Origin of the sequence: Kitasatospora sp. NPDC048298 (assembly GCF_043201465.1) — a bacterium.
Classification (GTDB): Bacteria; Actinomycetota; Actinomycetes; order Streptomycetales; family Streptomycetaceae; genus Kitasatospora.
Genome location: NZ_JBICYZ010000119.1, coordinates 1 through 18,639 on the forward strand (window position 1 = coordinate 1; position 18,639 = coordinate 18,639).

Here is an 18,639-nt window from a genome sequence, read left to right on the forward strand (position 1 = left end):
GGGGTCCCCCCCGCCCCCCCGGCGCCCCCCCCCCCGGGGGGCCGCCCCGGGCCCGGGGGGGGGGGCCGCCCCCGGGCCCCCCCCCCCCCCCCCGGGGGGGGCCCCGACGCGTGGGTGGCAGGAGGGGCCCGGCGGAGAGCCTCGCGAAGGCCGTCGCCAAGATCCAAGAATTTCGGGACATCCTCGTGCCGCGCCCCGCCGGAGGCACTCCGGCGGGGCACCTCGCTATCCTCTGAGTATCAGCACGGAATCCGGATTCCCGGCCCCGACGGCGTCATGATCAGAGTCTTTCGAGTGCGACCAGACGCTGTAGCTGAGGCACGCCACAAGGCCATCGCCGCTGTCCGACTTCAATGCCAGGCAGCGGAATCGCGAGAAATCGGATTCCCGGACTTCGGAGAATCTCAGAATCTCATCGACCTGGGTCGGCTCGGCGCTGGAGATCGTGAGCGACCGGTAGGCGGATTTCAGCTTCATTCCGATGACACCGTAGAACGTCACCTCGATGAAATCGCGTGTCGATGCCCGGCCGAAGCTGCGCAGCTTGAGTTCCGAATGGCTGAGATTGTATCGCCACAGCTGGAACTCCCGATCGAAGGATGCGGGAAGGCCTCCAGCTGGCTGTGGCTGTCCGTTGTCAGTTGGCAAACGGGTTCTCTTCCTTACTGAGGGGCGTGCCCTTCCTGTAGAAGATCACGCGGTCCCATGAACTCGGGTTGTCCTGGATGTAGGCCAGTTCCCACCCGGTCGCATACCCGTCGACCCTCGGGTCCGTTCCCCTGCCCTTGCTGGCAAGATCCTTCGGGTCGGGAATGCCGTCCAGGTTGAAGTGGATCTTCGTCTTTCCGTCGTCGACGAAACCCCTGAACTCCTTCATCCAGTCGTCGGCTTGAGAGGGCCAGTCGCGGTACGACTTGGCCTTGACCTTGTCCGCGAAATCTATCAGCGCGTCCCGGTTGCCATCGACCGTGTTCTTCCCGAGTGCGATCTCCATGCACTCGTCGGTGTTGTGCACCAGTACCGGCGTCTCGCCGGCGAGGACGTAGTACGTGTGGAGCTCGTCGACGCTGAGGTTGTAGGCGGGCTGGAGGGTGTTCCAGTGCCGGACGTCCGCGATACGTTGGGGCTGGCCGGCCGGGTTGCGCAGTTCGTCGCCGGTCTTGAGGTCGACGGCGTCGATCCACTTCTTCTGGTTCTCGGACCAGAAGGGGTGGTGGTCGGTGCTGGTCAGGGCCTGCCCGGCGCCCAGGGAGATGTCCGTGAAGTCGCGGTCGTCCGGGCCGTAGATGGTGGCCGTGACCCTGCGGGGGCCAGTCAGCCCGGTGGTGGGATCGGTGGCGAGGACCTCGTCACCGACCCGGACCGTCTCGATGGCGCGGGTGGAGCCGTTGGCCATCAGGACGCGGGTGCCGGCCGGGAAGCTGTTCAGCGGGCAGGACGGAGGGAGCCGGGTGACGAGCTTCTTGATGAACTCGACGGCCTTCTCGCCCCAGGAGCCGAACTTCTTGGCCCACTGGGCGAGCTTGGCGACGGCGGCGCCGTCGCCGATGAAGGGGATCGCGCCGATGCAGGAGGTGACTGCGTCGGTGGTGCGGCCTTCGACGGCGTAGTAGGCGCAGTTGACGAGGTCGGCGATGTCGGCGAGGCCGGGGGCGATGACGCCGCCCGCGCCGCCGATGACGTCGAGGGTGAGGTGGATGCTCTCGGAGACGAGGCGGTAGATGGCGCTGGAGGTCTCGTTGTCCTCCTTTGCCTTCTTGACCTCCTGCTCGATCGCCGCGATCGCGTCCTGCTTCTGCTTCGCGGCCTGGGCCTGCTTCTCGGCGTCCCTGCGCTCCTGCTCGATCCTGGCGGCTTCGGCCTTCTGCTCGGCGTCGAACTTGGTCTGGTAGTTGGCGCGGGCGTCGTCGGCGGCGGCCTGGGCGGCCTGGGCGTCCTTGCCCGCCGCTTCCGCCGAGGCCCGGGCCTCGTTCGCGGACTGGTTGGCGTCGCTGGCGGCCCACCGTGCCTGCCGGGCCGACTGTTCGGCCTGGTTGGCGGAATGTACGGCCTTGGCGGCGTCGCGGTTCGCGGAGGCCTTGGCGTTGTTCGCGACCTTCGCGGCGGCGGCGGCCTTGGTGGCGGAGGCCTGGGCGGCGTCGGCGGCGGCCTGGGCCTTGGCGACGTGGTCAGCGGCGGTACTGGCCGATGCCTGGGCAGCGACCTCGTAGCCCCTGGCCTCGTCGGCGATGCCGCGGGCGTAGGCGGCGGCGGCCTGGGCCGTGGCCGCGTTCTGCTGGGCGGTCGCGGACGCGGCGGTCGCCTGGGCGATCAGGCCCTGGACATCGGCCACGTGCAGCGCGGTGAGCTGGTCCTTCTGCTGCGCGGTGTACTGGCCTTCGGCCACGAACGCGCGCAGGCCCTGGACGGGGCCTTCGACGGCGATCTTCGCCGCGGCCTTGAGCTCGGGCTCGGTGGACGGGGCGTCCTCCAGCCGGGTGGCGGCGAGAAGGTCGTCGGCGGCCTGCGCGTCCGACAGCCCCTTGCCGAGGAAGTCCCGCAGGGCCGCTGGGGTGTTGGTCCGCAGCGCGGCGTCGGCGGCGGTCTTGACGGCCTGACCGGCCTTGTCGCTGATGCGGGTGATCGTCAGCCGGTTCTCCGGCGCCGCGGCCTCGAACTGACCACTGTTCAGGAACGCACTGATCTGGGCGCTGTCGCCCTGCAGCGCGGTGTAGGCCGCGGTGCGGACCGCCTCGCTGTCGGAGTCCTTGTGGATCTGAGCGACGTGCTCGCGAGCGTCGCGCTCATCGGCCTCCCGGCGACCGGTCTTCACGTAGGCGAAGACGGCCGTGTCGGTGCCGGCGAGGGCGGCTTCGGCTGCCGAGGCACCCCAGGAGCTGGAGATCTTGCGGGAGATCAGGGCGAGTTTGCGGCCGTCGGAGGCGACCTGGGCCGGGGTGGCGCCGGGCTGGTTGGCCAGCTGGGCGAGACGGTCGGCCTCGGCCTTCGCCTTCTGGACCTCCTGGGCAGCCTGGGCGGTCTGCTCCTGCTTCGCCGTCTCGTCGGCCTTGGCCTGGCGGGCCTTCTCCGTGGCGGCCGCGGTGCGGTTGGCCAGGTCCTCGGCCTCGGTGCGGCGTGCCAGGTCATAGACCGCGTTGGCCTTGTCGACCGCGCCCTGGGCCTCCGCGGCGTAGCCGGAGGCGGCGTTCGCGTGGTCGGTGGACTCCTGCGCGGCGTTCGCGCTCTGACCTGCGTGGTCGGCGGCCTCCCGGGCGGCCTGCGCCGCCGCGGCGGCGTGCTCGCCCGCGGACTTCAGCAACGCCGCGGCCACCTGCGACTGCGTCGCGGCCTCCCCGGCCAGCTGCTGCGCGGCAGCGGCCGCGCGGCCGGCCTCGGCGGCCTGACGACGCGTCGCCGCCGCGGCCTGCTTGGCCTTGGCCGACTGCCCGCCAGCACTGGCCGCGTAGGCACCGGCCTGCTCGGCGGAGCCCGCCGCAGCGTCCGCGTTGCCCTTGGCACTCAGCGCGGCACCCGTCGCGTCCTTGCTGTCGGCGAGGGCCTTGTCCGAGTGGACGAGCGTGTCCTTCGCCGCCGCCGTCAGCTTGGCGGCCTCGTCAGCGGCGTCCGCCGCCACCCGCGCCTCGTGCGCCTTGGTCGCGTCACCGGCCGCTGCGGCCGCGGAAGTCCGCGCACTGGCCGCGGCCCGCTGGGCCCCGGCCGCCGCGGCCGCCGCGTTCGACGCCGCGTAAGCCGCGGCACGCGCACCCGCGTTGGCCGCACGCGCGGCCGACAACGCCGTGTTCGCCGCCTTGCCCGCACGCTCGGCCGCCGTCGCGGCCTTGTTCGCCGCCTCCGTCGCCTTGGCCGAGTCGTTGCCGGCCTGCTGCGTCTCCGCCGCGGCCTTGGCCGCGGCCTCCATGGCCTTCTGCGCCTCGTAGACCGCCGTGTTCTTGGCCTCGATGGCCGCGGCCGTCTCCTGGGCCGCCTGCGCGCCCGCGTCCTTCGCCTGCTGCACCAGCTGCGCGATGCTCGCGCGCTCCATGTCACGGTTCTGCGCGATGTACTGACCGACCGCGAGGAAGTCACGCACGTCATCGATCGACCCGTTCAACGCCGCACGCGCCGCCGCCTGGGTGTTCGCACCGCCCGAGCTCAGGATCTGGACCAGCTTGACCCGGTCGTCGGCGTCCTTCGCCGGGAACTGACCCTCGGTCAGGAACCGCTGCAGGTCCTCACTGCTGTTGCTGCGCAGCGCGGCATCGCCCGCGGCCTGGATGCCACGGCCCGCCCCCGTCGCGGGGTCGGTGATCCGGGTGATCCACAGCCGCCGGTCGGCGTCGAGGGCCGTCTTGAAACCGTTCTCCAGGAACGCGCGCAGCTCTGCGGGGGTGCCCTCGATCGCCTTGCCCGCGGCCTCGCGGACCTTCGGCCCGCCCACGCTCTCGATCTGGGAGGCGGCCAGCAGGTCATCCGCGTGCCGGGCGTCGATGAGCTGGGTGTCCAGGAACCGCTTCACGTCCTGGTCGGAACCCGTGAGCACGGCTTCCGCGAGCTGGTGGACGCCGGGGCCACCGTTGAGCCAGGCCTGCACCGTGCGCTCGCGGTCGCTGAGCAACGTCGGCTCGTCGACCGGGGGAGCCGCGACGGCGTTCGGAACGCCCGCCCCCACCAGACCTGCCGTCAGCGCGAGGGGCAACAGGCCCAGGGAGAGCCTGCCCAGCAGCGGCGGCCCTCCCCTCCCTCGCCGTCGCGAGCGGGATATCGATAGGCGCACGGGGAACCTCCACTGTCGACGTCGGCCGAATCAGGCCGCAGCGGAGCCTACGACAAATGACGCCCCAGCAGAATGTCTACGAAGTCACAGAGTTGCCTACGAAACAAGCGCAATGGAACCCCCGGCTCCCGGGCATAGCCAAGCAAAAGCAACTCATCGCCAGTAGCGCCACAACACCTTCGAAAGCATGACATCTCACCTGGTCTGGCCAGGGAAGCAGTTGTCGGGACGTCAGTTGATCTGCTTCGATGGGCCGGAATCCACCGATGCCCGTAAAGGGCGGCAATGCAGTCCCTGCAGGCATTAACACGGACATTGACGCCTCGTTAAGGCCGAACGGTTCGCCTTCCATCCGGATTGGTTCGAACCAATCCGCGGATCCGAACCTCCGGGCAACACCAGATGAACGAAAAGGATTAGGCATGGCAAAGCACGTGTCCCGCTGGCTCGTTGGCGGCACCATCGCTCTGGCCGCGACGCTGGGCGCCACCGCCCTCGCCTCCGCCGACGGCGCCCCCGCGGACAACTCGACCGCGCCGGTGGCCGTCGAGGACTTCAACCACCCCGGCCCGGCCCCGTACCCGAACGTCAAGCTGCTGCGCGGCGACGGCCACATCATGCTGTCCGACTGCGCCGTGGACAACCAGATCAGCGTCCTGAGCTTCGACCTGCCCAACAGCAGCGGCAACCAGATCTGCTTCCGCGCCACCAGCAGCACCGGCTACCTCGCCCTCGAGGTGCCCAACGTCTTCCGCATCCGCACCGACAACTACTCGGTCAACGCCAAGCTCACCACCGTCGACGGCACCCAGAGCGTCGACATCGCCAAGGGCACCGCCGCCAGCGTCGGCATCGGCAGCGGCACCGGCAACGGCAAGCCCGCCGCGCTCCTCGAGCTGCGCATCACCGGCTGACCCGCACCGGCACCGCTCCCCACCGGCCCCGCTCACCTTTCCCGATGGAGCCCCAGGTGACCCACACCCCCCTCCGCGACACCCGGAGGACCGGCCGCACCACCGCACGCCGATGGCTGGCCGCCGCCGCCGTGACCGCCACGGCCCTCGCCGGAGCCACCGCGATCGCCTCCGCCGACACCACCCCGCCCCCCGCCGACAACTCCGCCGCACCCCCGGCCGTCGAGGACTTCACCTACCCCGGCGCCGACACCGTCACCAAGGTCAAACTGGGACGCGGCGACGGCCACATCCTGCTCGGCGACTGCGCCAAGCCCACCCAGATCCAGATCTGGACCCGCGCCCCGGGCAACCCGGACAACCGGATCTGCTTCACCGTCGCCGGCACCACCGGCACCCTCACCCTCCAACTGCCCGACGTCTTCGCCGTCCAGAGCAGCGGCGGACGCTCGCTGAAGGTCGGCCTCACCGTCGACGGAGCCGCCCAGACCCTCGACGTCCCCAAGGACGGCTTCAAGGGCATCGGCGAAGGCACCAGCGGCAACCCGGCGAGCATCACCGAGCTCACCGTCACCGGCTGACAGCCACCACCCGAACCCACGCACCCACCTCTCACCTCCGGGAACACACATGCTTCGCAACTCCTCGCCGCGCTCCAAGCGGGCGGGTCTGCTGGTGGCGGCTGCGGCCGCCGGCACATTGAGCACCTTCACTCCGGCCGGCGCCGTCTCCGGTGACGCCGCCGCCGACGGCTCCTACGCCTTCACCGCGCGCCTGGTGATCGGTGACAACCTGCGTGGCTGCACCGGCGCGCTGGTGGACCGCAGCTGGGTGCTGACCGCGGCGTCGTGCTTCTCCGACGACCCGGCGCAGCCGCAGGCGCTGGCGGCGGGTGCGCCGAAGTGGAAGACGACCGTCACGGTCGGAGCCAAGGCGGTCGAGGTGGCCGAGTTGGCGCCGCGTCAGGACCGTGACCTGGTGATGGCCCGCCTGGCCACGCCCGTCGAGGGTGTCGTCCCGCTGTCGCTGGCGACGACGGCCCCGACGGCCGGGCAGACGCTGCGGGTGCCTGGTTTCGGGCGGACCAAGGACGAGTGGGCGCCACTGAAGCTCCACACCGGCGCGTTCAGTCTCGACAGCGTGAGTGCGACCGGTATCGGTACCACCGGTACCGGTGGTGCGGCGATCTGCAAGGGTGACACCGGTGCCCCGGCGATCCGTGAGGTGAACGGGAAGGCCGAGCTGGTGGCCGTCGCGTCCCGTTCGTGGCAGGGCGGTTGCCTGGGCACCCCGGCCACGGAGACCCGTACCGGCGCCTCCAGCTCCCGTGTCGACGACCTCGGCGACTGGGTGAGGTACCAGCGTTCCCGTACGGCGGAGGTCAAGCCCGGCCTGCACGTGCAGGTCGTCGGCGCGGACAACAAGCTGTGGGGGACCGTCGCCGACTACCGGGCCGGCACCTGGCTCGGTGGCTGGCAGCCCCTGCCGAGTGGTGACCTCACCGCTGTGGACTCGGTGGCCATCGGTGACACCGTGCACGTCTATGTCATCGGTTCCGACGGCCGGGTGTACACGTGTGACGGCAGGGTCGGCGGCAGCTGGACCCCGTGGGGCGAGGTCCCGGGCGGTGCCGCCGGGGTCAAGGGCATCACCGCCGCGGCCCGCGGCAACGTCGTCGACGTGCAGATCATCGGCTCGGACGGCTCCCTGCACAGCACCCAGGCGGACTACGCCGCGGGCCGGTGGGATCCGACCTGGACGAAGGTCAGCAACGACCGGCTGAAGGCCATCAGCAGCAGTGCCGAGGGCAATGTCGTGCACGTCGTCGCCATCAACGAGGACGACAAGGTCTACAACCGCGACGCCGACTACAACGCGGGCAAGTGGACCGCGTGGGGCGAGATTCCGGGCGGTGCCGCCGGGGTCAAGGGCATCACCGCGGCCGCCCGCGGCAACGGCCTGGACGTGCAGATCATCGGCTCGGACGGCTCTCTGTACAGCACCCGCGCCGACTATGCCGCGGGCCGGTGGGACCCGACCTGGACGAAGGTCAGCAACAACCGGCTGAAGGCCATCAGCAGCAGTGCCGAGGGCAATGTCGTGCACGTCGTCGCCATCAACGAGGACGACAAGGTCTACAACCGCGACGCCGACTACAACGCGGGCAAGTGGACCGCGTGGGGCGAGGTCCCGGGCGGTGCCGCCGGGGTCAAGGCCATCACCGCCACCACCACCGGCTGATCCCGGCCCATACCCCGTCCCGCCGGACCGGTCGTCGCCTGGTCGCGCCCGGTCGTCACCCGGTTGCCGCCCGGTCGCCGGTCCGGCGGGACACCACCGTCACGTCACCGTCACGTACAACTCCAGGGGGGAATTCCCGATGTCCGACAAGTCCCGTTCCCGGCGGACGGGCGCGTTGGTGGCCGCCGCGGCCTCCGGCGTGCTTGCCACCCTCTCGATCCCCTCGGCCCACGCCGTGGTGGGTGACGCCGCCGCCGACGGCTCCTACGCCTTCACCGCGCGCCTGGTGATCGGTGACAACCTGCGTGGCTGCACCGGCGCGCTGGTGGACCGCTCCTGGGTGCTGACCGCGGCGTCGTGCTTCTCCGACGACCCGGCGCAGCCGCAGGCGCTCGCGGCGGGTGCGCCGAAGTGGAAGACGACCGTCACGGTCGGAGCCAAGACGGTCGAGGTGGCCGAGTTGGCGCCGCGTCAGGACCGTGACCTGGTGATGGCCCGCCTGGCCACGCCCGTCGAGGGTGTCGTCCCGCTGTCGCTGGCGACCACCGTCCCGACCGCGGGGCAGAGCCTGCGGGTGCCCGGTTTCGGGCGGACCAAGGACGAGTGGGCGCCACTGAAGCTCCACACCGGCGCGTTCAGCCTCGACAGCGTGAGTGCGACCGGTATCGGTACCACCGGCACCGGCGGTGCCGCGATCTGCAAGGGCGACACCGGTGCCCCGGCGATCCGCGAGGTGAACGGCAAGGCCGAGCTGGTCGCCGTTGCCTCCCGCTCCTGGCAGGGCGGTTGCCTGGGCACCCCGGCCACCGAGACCCGCACCGGCGCCTACAACACCCGCGTCGACGACCTCGGCGGCTGGGTCCAGCAGGTGAAGGCGTCCCGTCCGGGCAGCCGGCTGTTCGCGGTCGGCGGCGACTACCAGGTCTGGACGAACGACGGCGCGTACACCACGAACGTGTGGGGCACCTTCGAGGCCGTTCCCGCCAGCAGCGGCATCGGTCAGGCCAGTGTCGTCACGATGGGCGACAAGGTCCGCCTGTTCGCGGCCGACACCGACGGGCGGATCCGCACCGCGGCCAGGGACGCCGTCACCGGCACCTGGACCCCGTTCGGTCTCGTGCCCAACACCAGCGGTGTCAAGCAGGTGGCCGCCGTCGCCACCGGCGACAAGGTCCGCCTGTTCGCGATCGGCGGCGACGACAAGATCTGGACCGCGACCGGCGACTACACCGCCGGAACCTGGACCCCGTTCGTGGAGATGCCCAGCACCGGCATCAAGCAGGTCGCGGCCGTCGCCGTCGGCAACACCGTGCGCCTGTTCGCGATCGGCGGCGACAACCAGATCTGGACCGCCGACAGCACCAACGGCGGCCCCTGGACCACCTTCACGGCCATCCCCAGCAAGGGCATCCAGGGCATCGCCGCCACCACCATCGGCAACACCGTGCGCCTGTTCGCGGTCGGCGGGGACAACCTGATCTGGACCGCCGACAGCACCGACGGCGGCCCCTGGACCACCTTCGACCCGGTCCCCGGCGTCCGCGGAGCCAAGCAGGTGGCCACCACCACCATCGGCGACACCGTCCGCCTGTTCGCCATCGGCACCGACGAGCAGATCTGGACCGCCGACAAGAAGGCCGACGGCAGCTGGACCACCTTCTACGCCGTCACCAGCAAGGGCATCCAGTCCATCACCGCCACCACCGGCTGATCCGGACCGAACCCGCCGTTCCCCGCGGGAGCGGCCGGCACGATGCCGGCCGCTCTCGCGGGCTGCTCCTTACTGACTCGAAGAGGAATCCTCATGTCCCGCAAGACCCCGTCCCGTTCCTGGCGGGCCGGTGTGCTGGTCGCGGCCGCGACCGCCGGCACGCTGAGCAGTTTCTCCCCGGCCGGTGCCGTGGTCGGCGATGCGGCCGCCGACGCCTCCTACACCTTCACCGCGCGCCTGGCGATCGGCGACAACCAGCGCGCCTGCACCGGCGCGCTGATCGACCAGTACTGGGTGATCGGCGCCGCCTCCTGCTTCGCCGACGACCCGGCGCAGCCGCAGGCCCTGGCGGCCGGCGCGCCGAAGTGGAGGACGACCGCCACCGTCGGCTCCAAGTCGGTCCAGGTGGTCGAGCTGGCGCCGCGTCAGGACCGCGACCTGGTGATGGCCCGCCTCGCCACGCCCGTCGAGGGTGTCGCGCCGCTCGCGGTCGGCACCTCGGAGCCGGCGGCCGGGCAGAGCCTGCGGCTACCCGGGTACGGGCGCACCAAGGACGAGTGGGTGCCGAACAAGCTGCACACCGGCGCGTTCTCGCTCGACACGGTGACCGCGACCGGCGTCGGCATCACGGGTACCGGCGGCGCGGCCGTATGCAAGGGCGACACCGGCGCCCCGGCCGTCCGTGAGGTCAACGGCAGGGCCGAGCTGGTCGCCGTCGCCTCCCGCTCCTGGCAGGGCGGCTGCCTGGGCACCCCCGCCACCGAGACCCGCACCGGCGCGTACGCCACCAGGGTCGACGACCTCGGCACGTGGATCACCAGGACCAGGCACTCCACCCCCTCGGGGACCGTGGTGACGGCCTCACCGTCCACTGTCGTCGACCCCGCCACCGGTCATCCGCTGACCTTCGTGCAGGACAGCAGGAACCACCTGTGGTCGGTCGACCCGCGGGGCGAGGGCTGGCTCGATCTGGGCACCTACGCCGCCACCCGCCCCACCGCGATCGCCAACCCGGCCGACGGCCACGTGATGGTGTACGTCAACGGGCCGGACAACAAACTCTGGTCGTACGACCGCACCACCGGCCGGTGGACCGCGTTCGTCCCGACCTCCGCCGGGACGGTGCTGGCCCCCGACGCCGTGCCGCGCACGGTCGTGGACCCGGCCACCGGGCACCTGGTCACCTTCGTCCGTGACACCGCCCACCACCTGTGGTCCGTCGACCCGCAGGGCGAGGGCTGGTACGACTTCGGCCCGCTGGCCGCCACCGACCCCGTCCCGGTGGTCAACCCGAACGACGGCCACATCGTGGTCCACGTCAACGGGCCGGACAACCGGCTGAACTCCATCGACCGGCGCGGCGCGGGCCGGGTCGAGTTCGTCCCGACCCCCTCCGGCACGGCGATGGCCCCGGACGCCGTCCCCTCGACGGTCGTCGACCCCGCCACCGGGCACTTCACCACCTTCATCCGTGACACCGCCCACCACCTGTGGTCCGTCGACCCGTTCGGCCCGGGCTGGCGCGACTTCGGCCTGCTGGCCGCCACCGACCCGGTCGCGTTCGCCGACGAAGCCGGCAAGCGGACCGTGGTGTACGTCAACGGCCCGGACAGCAAGCTGAACTCGATCGACGTGTCGACCGGCGAGCGGACCGAGTTCGTCCTCACCCCGGCCCAGACCGCGATGGCCGCGGACGCCGTCCCGCAGACCGTCCTCGACCCGGCCACCGGGCACCCGGTCACCTACGTGCGGGACGTCAACAACACCCTGTGGTCCGTCGATCCGCTGGGGCCGGGCTGGGTCCGCTTCCACGGCGGCCCCTCCGCCCCCTGACCCGCGGCAGACCCGGGGCGGGCCGCCCCGCCACGCACAGGGCGGCCCGCATCCGGTCGGCGCCGGCGCCGACCGGAGCACCACCGCCGGTGAATCTCATCGGCACCCCCCGCTCCCGAGGGGTGCCGCCCTTTCGAACGTCCTGAGGAGATCTCTCTCATGTCCCGCAAGTCCCAGGCCCGTTCCCTGCGGGCCGGTGTGCTGGTCGCGGCCGCGACCGCCGGCACGCTGAGCAGTTTCTCCCCGGCCGGTGCCGTGGTCGGAGACCCGGCCGCCGACGGTTCCTACGCCTTCACCGTGCGCCTGGCGATCGGTGACAACGTGCGGGCCTGCACGGGTGCGCTGGTGGACCGCTACTGGGTGCTGACCGCCGCGTCGTGCTTCTCGGACGACCCGGCGCAACCGCAGGCGCTGGCGGCCGGCGCGCCGAAGTGGAAGACCACCGCCACCGTCGGCGACAGGTCGGTGGAGATCGCCGAGCTGGCGCCGCGTCAGGACCGCGATCTGGTGCTGGCCCGCCTCGCCGCGCCCGTCAACGGCGTCGCCCCGATCGCGGTCGCCACCACCGCCCCCAGCGCCGGGGAGACGCTGCGGGTGCCCGGGTACGGCCGGACCAAGGACGAGTGGATCCCGAACAAGCTGCACACCGGCGCCTTCTCGCTCGACACCGTGAGCCCGACCGGCATCGGCATCACGGGGACGGGCGGCGCGGCGATCTGCAAGGGCGACACCGGCGCCCCGGCCGTCCGCGAGGTCAACGGCAGGGCTGCCGAGCTGGTCGCCGTAGCCTCCCGCTCCTGGCAGGGCGGCTGCCTGGGCGTACCCGCCACCGAGACCCGCACCGGCGCGTACGACACGCGCGTCGACGACCTCGGCGGGTGGATCAAGCAGGTCCGCGACGGCTGGTGGGAGAGCGTCACCGCCAACCCGCCGGCCCGCAGCTCGGTCTACGACCCGGCCCGGAAGATCACGACGGTCTTCGCCGTCGACGGCAACCGCCACGTGGTGTCCTCCTCCAGCGCGGACGGCACGACCTGGAGCGGTTGGGAGCAGGTCGCCGGCAACTGGGAGTTCGCGAGCGTCCCCGCCGCGCTGTACAACCCCGCCACCGGCGGCACCGAGCTGTTCGCCGTCGGCACCGACGGCGTGCTCAGCCAGACGTACTGGATGCCGGACGGCAAGGGCTGGCGCGAGTGGTACGCCCAGGACCTCAAGCCCACCCCCGACCGGAAGTTCACCGGCAGCCCCACCGCCGTCTACAACCCGGCGACGAAGACCGCGGAGGTCTTCGCCACCAGGGCCAACGGGGTGGTCGCGCACTCGTACTACACGCCGGGCATGACGGCGTGGAGCGGCTGGTACGACATCGACGACTGGCAGTTCGCGAGCAGCCCGACCGCCGTCTACAACCCCGCCACCGGCGGCATCGAGCTGTTCGTGATCGGCGGCGACGGCGTGCTGTCCCAGACCTACTGGCTGCCCGACGGCAAGCCCTGGCGCGGCTGGAGCACGCTGCACTCCGAGGTGAAGTTCACCGGCAGCCCGACCGCCGCCTACAACCCGGTGACCAGGACCGCGGAGGTCTTCGCCACCAGGACCAACGGGGTGGTCGCGCACTCCTACTTCACGCCGGGCATGGGCGAGTGGAGCGGCTGGTACGAGATCCCCGGCCGGCAGTTCGCCGGCTCGCCGACCGCCGTCTTCGACCCCGCGACCGGCGGCTTCGAGCTGTTCGCGGTCGACGGCGGCGGCATCCTCGCCCGCACGGAGTGGCTGCCCGACGGCAAGCCGTGGCGCGCCTGGACCTCCATGGGGGACTGGAAGTTCGCCACCGGTCGGTTCCCGGCCGCGACGTTCAACGCCACGGCCGGAGTCATGAACCTCTTCGCCACCGGCCGGGACGACGGCGCCCTGAACTACGCGTCGTACAAGGCCGACCCGGGCCAGACCTGGGGCGGCTGGAAGACGATCGGCGGCAAGACCATGATCACCGGCTGACGAGGCCGTGCACGGACCGGGCCCGGCCGCTCCTCCGATCGATCGGGGGAGCAGCCGGGCCCGGCTCGTTCTCAGGGGGCGCCGCGCGCGCCGCGCGAGCCGTCAGACGCGTTCGGACCGTCAGAGGCGTTCGGACCGTCAGAGGCGTTCGGGCACCGGGTTGCCGACGGCCTCGATGGCGCGGCGGACCGGCACCTTGAGCAGCACGGCGAAGCCGATGACGAAGAAGATCAGCAGGGAGATGATCGCCGAGCGGTAGCTGCCGGTGAGCTGGTAGGCGAGGCCGAAGACGAGCGGCCCCATCCAGCTGGTGCCGCGGTCGCTGACCTTGTAGAAGCTGAAGTACTCGGCTTCCCGGCCGGGCGGGATGAGGTGGGAGAAGAGGGAGCGGGAGAGGGCCTGGCTGCCGCCGAGGACCAGGCCGATCATGCAGGCCAGGACGTAGAACCAGGCGGGCTGGTGGGCGGGCATGAAGTAGCCGAGGGCGAGGGTGACGACCCAGCCGACCAGGGAGCCGAGGATGGTCCGCTTGGCGCCGTAGCGCTGGGCTATCCGGCCGAGCAGCAGGGCGCCGCCGATCGCCACGACCTGGACCAGGAGCACGGCGGTGACCAGCGCGGTCTGCTCCATGCCGAGTTCCTCGCTGCCGTAGAGCGAGGCCTGGGAGACGACGGTCTGGATGCCGTCGTTGTAGCAGAGGAAGGCGGCGAGGTAGAGCAGGGTGAGCGGGTGCTCGCGCATGCCGCGCAGGGTGCGGGCGAGTTCGCGCAGGCTGCCGGTGGTGGGCTTGCCGTCCTCGGTCGCCGTCGCTGTGGCCACGACCGGGGCGACGCCGGCGCGGGAGGGCAGTCGGAGCAGGGGGACGATGGTGAACAGCGCCCACCACAGGCCGGCCGAGGCGAGGCAGATCCGGACGGCGGTGCCGGAGTCCAGGCCGAACGCGTCGTGGCCCTGGAACAGCGCCAGGTTGGCGATCAGCAGCAGTCCGCCGCCCGCGTAGCCGTAGGCCCAGCCCTTGGAGGAGACCTTGTCCCGCTCGTCGGGGGAGGCCAGGCCGGGCAGGTAGGCGTAGGAGAGCGCGACCGAGACCGCGTACGAGATGTTGGCGACGACGAGCAGCGCGCCGCCGAGGAGGTAGCGGTCGCCCTGGAGGAAGAACATCCCCATGGTGGCGAGCGAGCCGAGGTACGCGAAGCCGCACATCAGCTCCTTGTGCCGCCCGGTGCGGTCGGCGAGGGTGCCGGTCAGCAGCATCACGGCGACCGAGAGCAGCACGGAGAACGAGACCGTGTACGGGAAGAACGATCCTGCGCGGATCGTCAGGCCGAGCGGGTGCACGTTGCCGGCCGCGTCGGCGGCGTCCTTGGCGACGGAGGTCAGGTACGGGCCGAGGAACACCGTCAGGACGGTGGCCGAGAAGGCGGCGTTGGCCCAGTCGTTGACGTACCAGCCGAACTGCATCCGGCGCAGGGACCGTCCGTCGTCGGCGGCAGCGGCAGCGGCAGCGGCAGCGGTGGCAGTGGCAGCCGTGGCCGGGGCGGTCGTGGGGTCGGTCGGTGGGTCGTCCGGCAGGTGCGTCGCCGAGTTCGTGGTGCTCATGGGGTTCCCATCACCGTGCTGGAGCCGGTACTGCCGTCCGTCCAGCAGCCGCGCTCGCCGAGGACGTCCCGCAGGACGTCGATGCGATCGGCCATGATGCCATCCACACCCAGGTCGAGGAGAGCCCTGATCCGTGTGGGATCGTCCACAGTCCAGACGTGCACCTGGAGGCCGAGCCGGTGGGCGGTGCGGACGAAGGCCCGGTCGACGACCCGCACGCCCCGGTGACGCTCCGGCACCTGGGCGCACAGCCCGGTGAACGGCGCTCCGGGGCGCCGGGACAGGAACGGCGGCAGGAACGATTCCGCCAGCGAGCGCAGCCGCAGCCGGGCCACCTCGCGCGGGCCGAGCGAGGTGGCCAGCCGCGGGCCGGCGGCGGCGCGGACGGCGGCCAGCCGGGTGTCGGAGAAGCCGCCGACGCAGACCCGGTCCCAGGCGTCGGTCCGGCGGATCGCCTCGACCAGCGGGCCGACGGCCGGCGCCGCCTTGACGTCGATGTTGAACCGGGCCTGCGGGAACGCGCCGAGCAGGTCCTCCAGCAGCGGCACCGGCTCGGTCCCGCCGATCCGGGCCCGCCTGACGTCCTCCCAGAGCAGCTCCGCCACCGTTCCGGTGCGGTCGGTGACCCGGTCGAGGCGCGAGTCGTGGAAGGCCACCAGCACACCGTCGGCGGTCGCGTGCACGTCCGTCTCCAGGTAGCGGTACCCGAGCGCGACGGCGGCCTCGAAGGCGGCGAGCGAGTTCTCGGGGCGCCCGAGGTCACCGCCCCGGTGTGCGAAGGCGAGCGGCCCGGGGTGGTCGAGGAAGGGGTGCATGTGGTGCTCCGAGCTGCGGGGAGAGGGATCCGGGCGGCCCGTGGGCCGGGATCCGGGGGCGTACCGGTGCCAGCGCGTTACAGTATTACGCACCCTGTCAAGCAGTAACGATCAGTTCGGTGCAGCCCGTGCCTGCGCAGCCCGACCCGGCGCAGCCCCTACCCGCGCAGCCCTACCCGGCGCAGTCCTACCTGCGCGGGTCGACCTGGACGACGGCGTGCCGCCCGTCGGTGCGCCACGTCGTGCCGGTGCCGTCGAGCCGGGCGACGGCGGTGGCGTCGAGACCGACGACCACGTCCGACTTCAGCGTCCGCAACGCAGCCACCGCCGAGGGGAAGTGCCCGACCGCCTCGGCGAACGGGGTGGTCGGCGGCCAGCGCCGGTCGCCGACCAGCCGGCGGTAGTTGAGGTCCCCCTTGACGATCGTCAGCGCCGCACCCGCGAACTCGGCCCGAAGGTCGGCGGGCAGGTCGTGGAACGGCAGCGGGGCGCAGAAGAACGGGTGCGTACGGACCACGAGCGCACCCTCGCCCAACGCCCGCCACAGCCGCCCGCCGACCGCCCCGGCGGCGGGGGAGGACGCGCTGCGAAGGCGCCCCACCGCGGCGAGGACGTCGGCCATCGTCGCGTCCGACACGAAGTACGGCTGCGGCTTCACGTACAGCACGACCCGCGCCGCCAGGCCGTGGGCCAGCAGGTGGTCGATCAGCACCAGATCCGGCAACAGCTCCCGGCCCGCGTTGTCCGCGACGACGCACACCGGTCCGCCCGCGCTCCCGGCCCGTTCCACGGAGGCCCGTTCCACGGACGCCCGCTCCAGCGCCGCCCGCAGCAGCGCACCGTCGTCGGCGGCCAGGTCCGGGGCCGTCGCCCCCTCCGCCCCCGCGGTGATCCGGAAGCTGAGGTCCGCCCGGTTGCCCCACAGCGCGGAGGACACCAGCGCCTGCGCCCGTCGCTCCTCCGACAGCCCGTCGAGCCCGTCCAGCGCGGCCAGCTCCTCGTCCACCGCCGGCCCGCCCAACTCGACGGCCTTGAACGGCGCGAACGGATCGACGCCCTGCCACGCGCCGGGCCGGAAGTACCCGGTGGCCTCCAGCAGTCGCCGGTAGAAGTAGCTCTCCGCCCAGAGGAACGGCGCCTCGCCCCACGGCCTGCCCCACAGGCCCTCGCCCCACGCCAGCCACTGCGCCCCGTCCGGGGCGTCCGCCCCCAGCGGCTCCAGCACCCCGGAGGTGCTCTCCACCAGCAGCCGCTCGACCGCCGCCCGCTCGCCCGGCCCGTACGGCAGCGCGTCGAGCACCTGGCGGAGCAGCTTCGGGTGGCGCTCGTGGAACACCCCGTGGGCGAAGGACCCGGGGACGTCGGCCCGGATCACGGGCGGTGCGTCCGGGGAACTGCTCCCGCTCGACGGGTCGGGCTTCGGTGCGCTCGGCTTCGACACGATGGGGGCTCGTCTCTCTCGTTCTCGTCCTCGGCGTCCGGCGTCCGGCGCCTGGCGATCGACGGCCCGTCCACCGGCCGTCCGCCGTCCACCGGCGATCCGCCGTCCGCGGCCGACGGCACGCCCGAGTCTAGGTCGCGCCGCTGCTCGGCCGCCCGCGCCCGGCCGTGCCGGCGGAGCCGGGGGAAACGCGGACGGGGCCCGCGGCGCAAGGCTGCGCTGAGGGCCCCGTCACGGTCGAGGGAATGTTGCTACGAACGTCAGCTTGACGTTTAACGTCCGATGGCCAGCATCAGCGGCCCTGGCGCCTGGAGGTCCGTCACTGTCGTTCAGGCGAGGACCAAGTCGTGGACCAGGAAGTGGAGTTGCACGTCGTCCATAGACTCCGCCCATAGCCCCTCGGCGTCGAGCACGGATGCCGCGACCATCCGAGCCTCGGCGACGAGCTCGGGGTGGTAGTTGAAGCCCGGCCACGGCAGGACGGGGTAGTCGTTCGCCTCGCCGAACTGCCGGACGCGCTCGATATCACCCAGGACTGCTGGCGGCAGTGACTCATTCGCCCAGGACCACAGCCAGGACTGCTGGGCGAGACTGACGCTGCCGATCATCGTGAGTCTGCCGGTGAGGAAGGCCTTCCCGTCGCGCGACCACGTGATCTGCGCGTCGTCCATCGACCAGTCGTATTGCACATCCCCCGACAGTCCGAAGCGCTCGACCATGAGGGCCTGCCGAGTGCCGGCACGCTCGCGAGCCGCGAGCACGACCTCCTCCCAGCCGGAGTGGTCATGCTTGGAGCGGTCGTCCACTTTGCCTCCTCGCGCAGAACTGTCGGCAAGATCCTCCCATTCGGGCTGGTGATCAGGGCTGCCGGGCCGGGACCTGGCCATCCTGGCGGATCTGCTGGTCGCTCATCCTGTTCGTCGGGGCTTGGTTCCCTTCTTGTGGTGGGCAGGTCTGGCGTAGGCCCATGGGCACTGCGAGGTACTCGGGGGAGTTCAAGCGGGACGCGGTCGCGCTGGTGGAGTCCAGCGGGCGGCGCATCTCGTCGGTGGCGCGCGAGCTGGGTGTCAACCCGGAGTCGCTGCGCCAGTGGGTCGCACGGTCGCGCGCCGAGTCGACTTCGGGCACGAACGGTGAGGGCCCGTTGACCCCGGCCGAGCGCGAGGAGCTGCGCCGGCTGCGCAAGCAGGTCCGTGAGCTGGAGTTGGAGAAGGAGATCCTGCGGAAGGCGGCCGCCTGTTTTGCCAAGGATTGCGTCCTGAACACGAAAGGGAGTTGGTTGTAGGACAGCCTCCGCGAGTGATGCTGTGCGGGAGATGAAGGTTTTGTGGCCC

13 protein-coding genes are annotated in these 18,639 nt (G+C 71.8%); 7 read left to right on the forward strand and 6 right to left on the reverse strand.

All coding sequences use genetic code 11. The features are described 5' to 3' along the window. Window positions 1–225: 225 nt before the first annotated feature. Together ACGF0D_RS42755 and ACGF0D_RS42760 are read right to left on the reverse strand one after the other, a co-directional pair. The gene (locus tag ACGF0D_RS42755) at window positions 226–648 is read right to left on the reverse strand and encodes a hypothetical protein (protein WP_392925763.1); all 423 of its coding nucleotides are present in this window, start codon (window positions 646–648) and stop codon (window positions 226–228) included. Continuing rightward, the gene (locus ACGF0D_RS42760; protein WP_392925765.1) at window positions 638–4,675 is read right to left on the reverse strand and encodes a polymorphic toxin-type HINT domain-containing protein; all 4,038 of its coding nucleotides are present in this window, start codon (window positions 4,673–4,675) and stop codon (window positions 638–640) included. The genes ACGF0D_RS42755 and ACGF0D_RS42760 overlap by 11 nt, the downstream gene beginning before the upstream one ends. Before the next feature lie 500 nt (window positions 4,676–5,175). Between ACGF0D_RS42760 and ACGF0D_RS42765 the strand changes: the two genes are divergently transcribed. From ACGF0D_RS42765 to ACGF0D_RS42790, 6 genes are all read left to right on the forward strand, one after another. Beyond that, window positions 5,176–5,667 carry a hypothetical protein gene (locus ACGF0D_RS42765; protein ID WP_392925767.1) on the forward strand — a complete coding sequence of 164 codons (492 nt, stop codon included), beginning with the start codon at window positions 5,176–5,178 and terminating at the stop codon, window positions 5,665–5,667. Window positions 5,668–5,723: 56 nt separating this feature from the next. Next, window positions 5,724–6,248, forward strand: coding sequence for a hypothetical protein (locus ACGF0D_RS42770; RefSeq protein ID WP_392925768.1), 525 nt, complete (start codon window positions 5,724–5,726; stop codon window positions 6,246–6,248). 49 nt (window positions 6,249–6,297) lie between these two features. Beyond that, complete coding sequence (locus ACGF0D_RS42775) at window positions 6,298–7,908, forward strand: trypsin-like serine protease (protein ID WP_392925770.1); 1,611 nt, start codon at window positions 6,298–6,300, stop codon at window positions 7,906–7,908. Between the two features lie 139 nt (window positions 7,909–8,047). Continuing rightward, window positions 8,048–9,619, forward strand: coding sequence for a trypsin-like serine protease (locus ACGF0D_RS42780; RefSeq protein WP_392925772.1), 1,572 nt, complete (start codon window positions 8,048–8,050; stop codon window positions 9,617–9,619). A 93-nt stretch (window positions 9,620–9,712) separates the two neighbouring features. Continuing rightward, complete coding sequence (locus ACGF0D_RS42785) at window positions 9,713–11,452, forward strand: trypsin-like serine protease (protein WP_392925773.1); 1,740 nt, start codon at window positions 9,713–9,715, stop codon at window positions 11,450–11,452. A 159-nt stretch (window positions 11,453–11,611) separates the two neighbouring features. Continuing rightward, a complete protein-coding gene (locus ACGF0D_RS42790) occupies window positions 11,612–13,450 on the forward strand; it encodes a trypsin-like serine protease (protein ID WP_392925775.1) in 1,839 nt (612 codons plus the stop codon). Window positions 13,451–13,588: 138 nt separating this feature from the next. On the opposite strand, the gene ACGF0D_RS42795 is transcribed toward ACGF0D_RS42790, so the two are convergent. The 4 genes from ACGF0D_RS42795 to ACGF0D_RS42810 all read right to left on the reverse strand — a co-directional run bounded on the left by ACGF0D_RS42795 (window position 13,589) and on the right by ACGF0D_RS42810 (window position 18,111). Then, window positions 13,589–14,911, reverse strand: a complete 1,323-nt coding sequence (locus ACGF0D_RS42795; protein ID WP_392925783.1) for an MFS transporter — start codon at window positions 14,909–14,911, stop codon at window positions 13,589–13,591. Window positions 14,912–15,045: 134 nt separating this feature from the next. After that, the gene (locus ACGF0D_RS42800; protein ID WP_392925776.1) at window positions 15,046–15,864 is read right to left on the reverse strand and encodes a glycerophosphodiester phosphodiesterase; all 819 of its coding nucleotides are present in this window, start codon (window positions 15,862–15,864) and stop codon (window positions 15,046–15,048) included. A gap of 187 nt (window positions 15,865–16,051) precedes the next feature. After that, window positions 16,052–17,305, reverse strand: a complete 1,254-nt coding sequence (locus ACGF0D_RS42805) for a damage-control phosphatase ARMT1 family protein (RefSeq protein ID WP_392925778.1) — start codon at window positions 17,303–17,305, stop codon at window positions 16,052–16,054. Window positions 17,306–17,634: 329 nt separating this feature from the next. After that, a complete protein-coding gene (locus ACGF0D_RS42810) occupies window positions 17,635–18,111 on the reverse strand; it encodes a DUF6882 domain-containing protein (protein ID WP_392925780.1) in 477 nt (158 codons plus the stop codon). A gap of 161 nt (window positions 18,112–18,272) precedes the next feature. On the opposite strand from ACGF0D_RS42810, the gene ACGF0D_RS42815 reads away from it, so the two are divergent. Next, complete coding sequence (locus ACGF0D_RS42815) at window positions 18,273–18,590, forward strand: transposase (protein WP_392925781.1); 318 nt, start codon at window positions 18,273–18,275, stop codon at window positions 18,588–18,590. Window positions 18,591–18,639 lie beyond the last annotated feature (49 nt).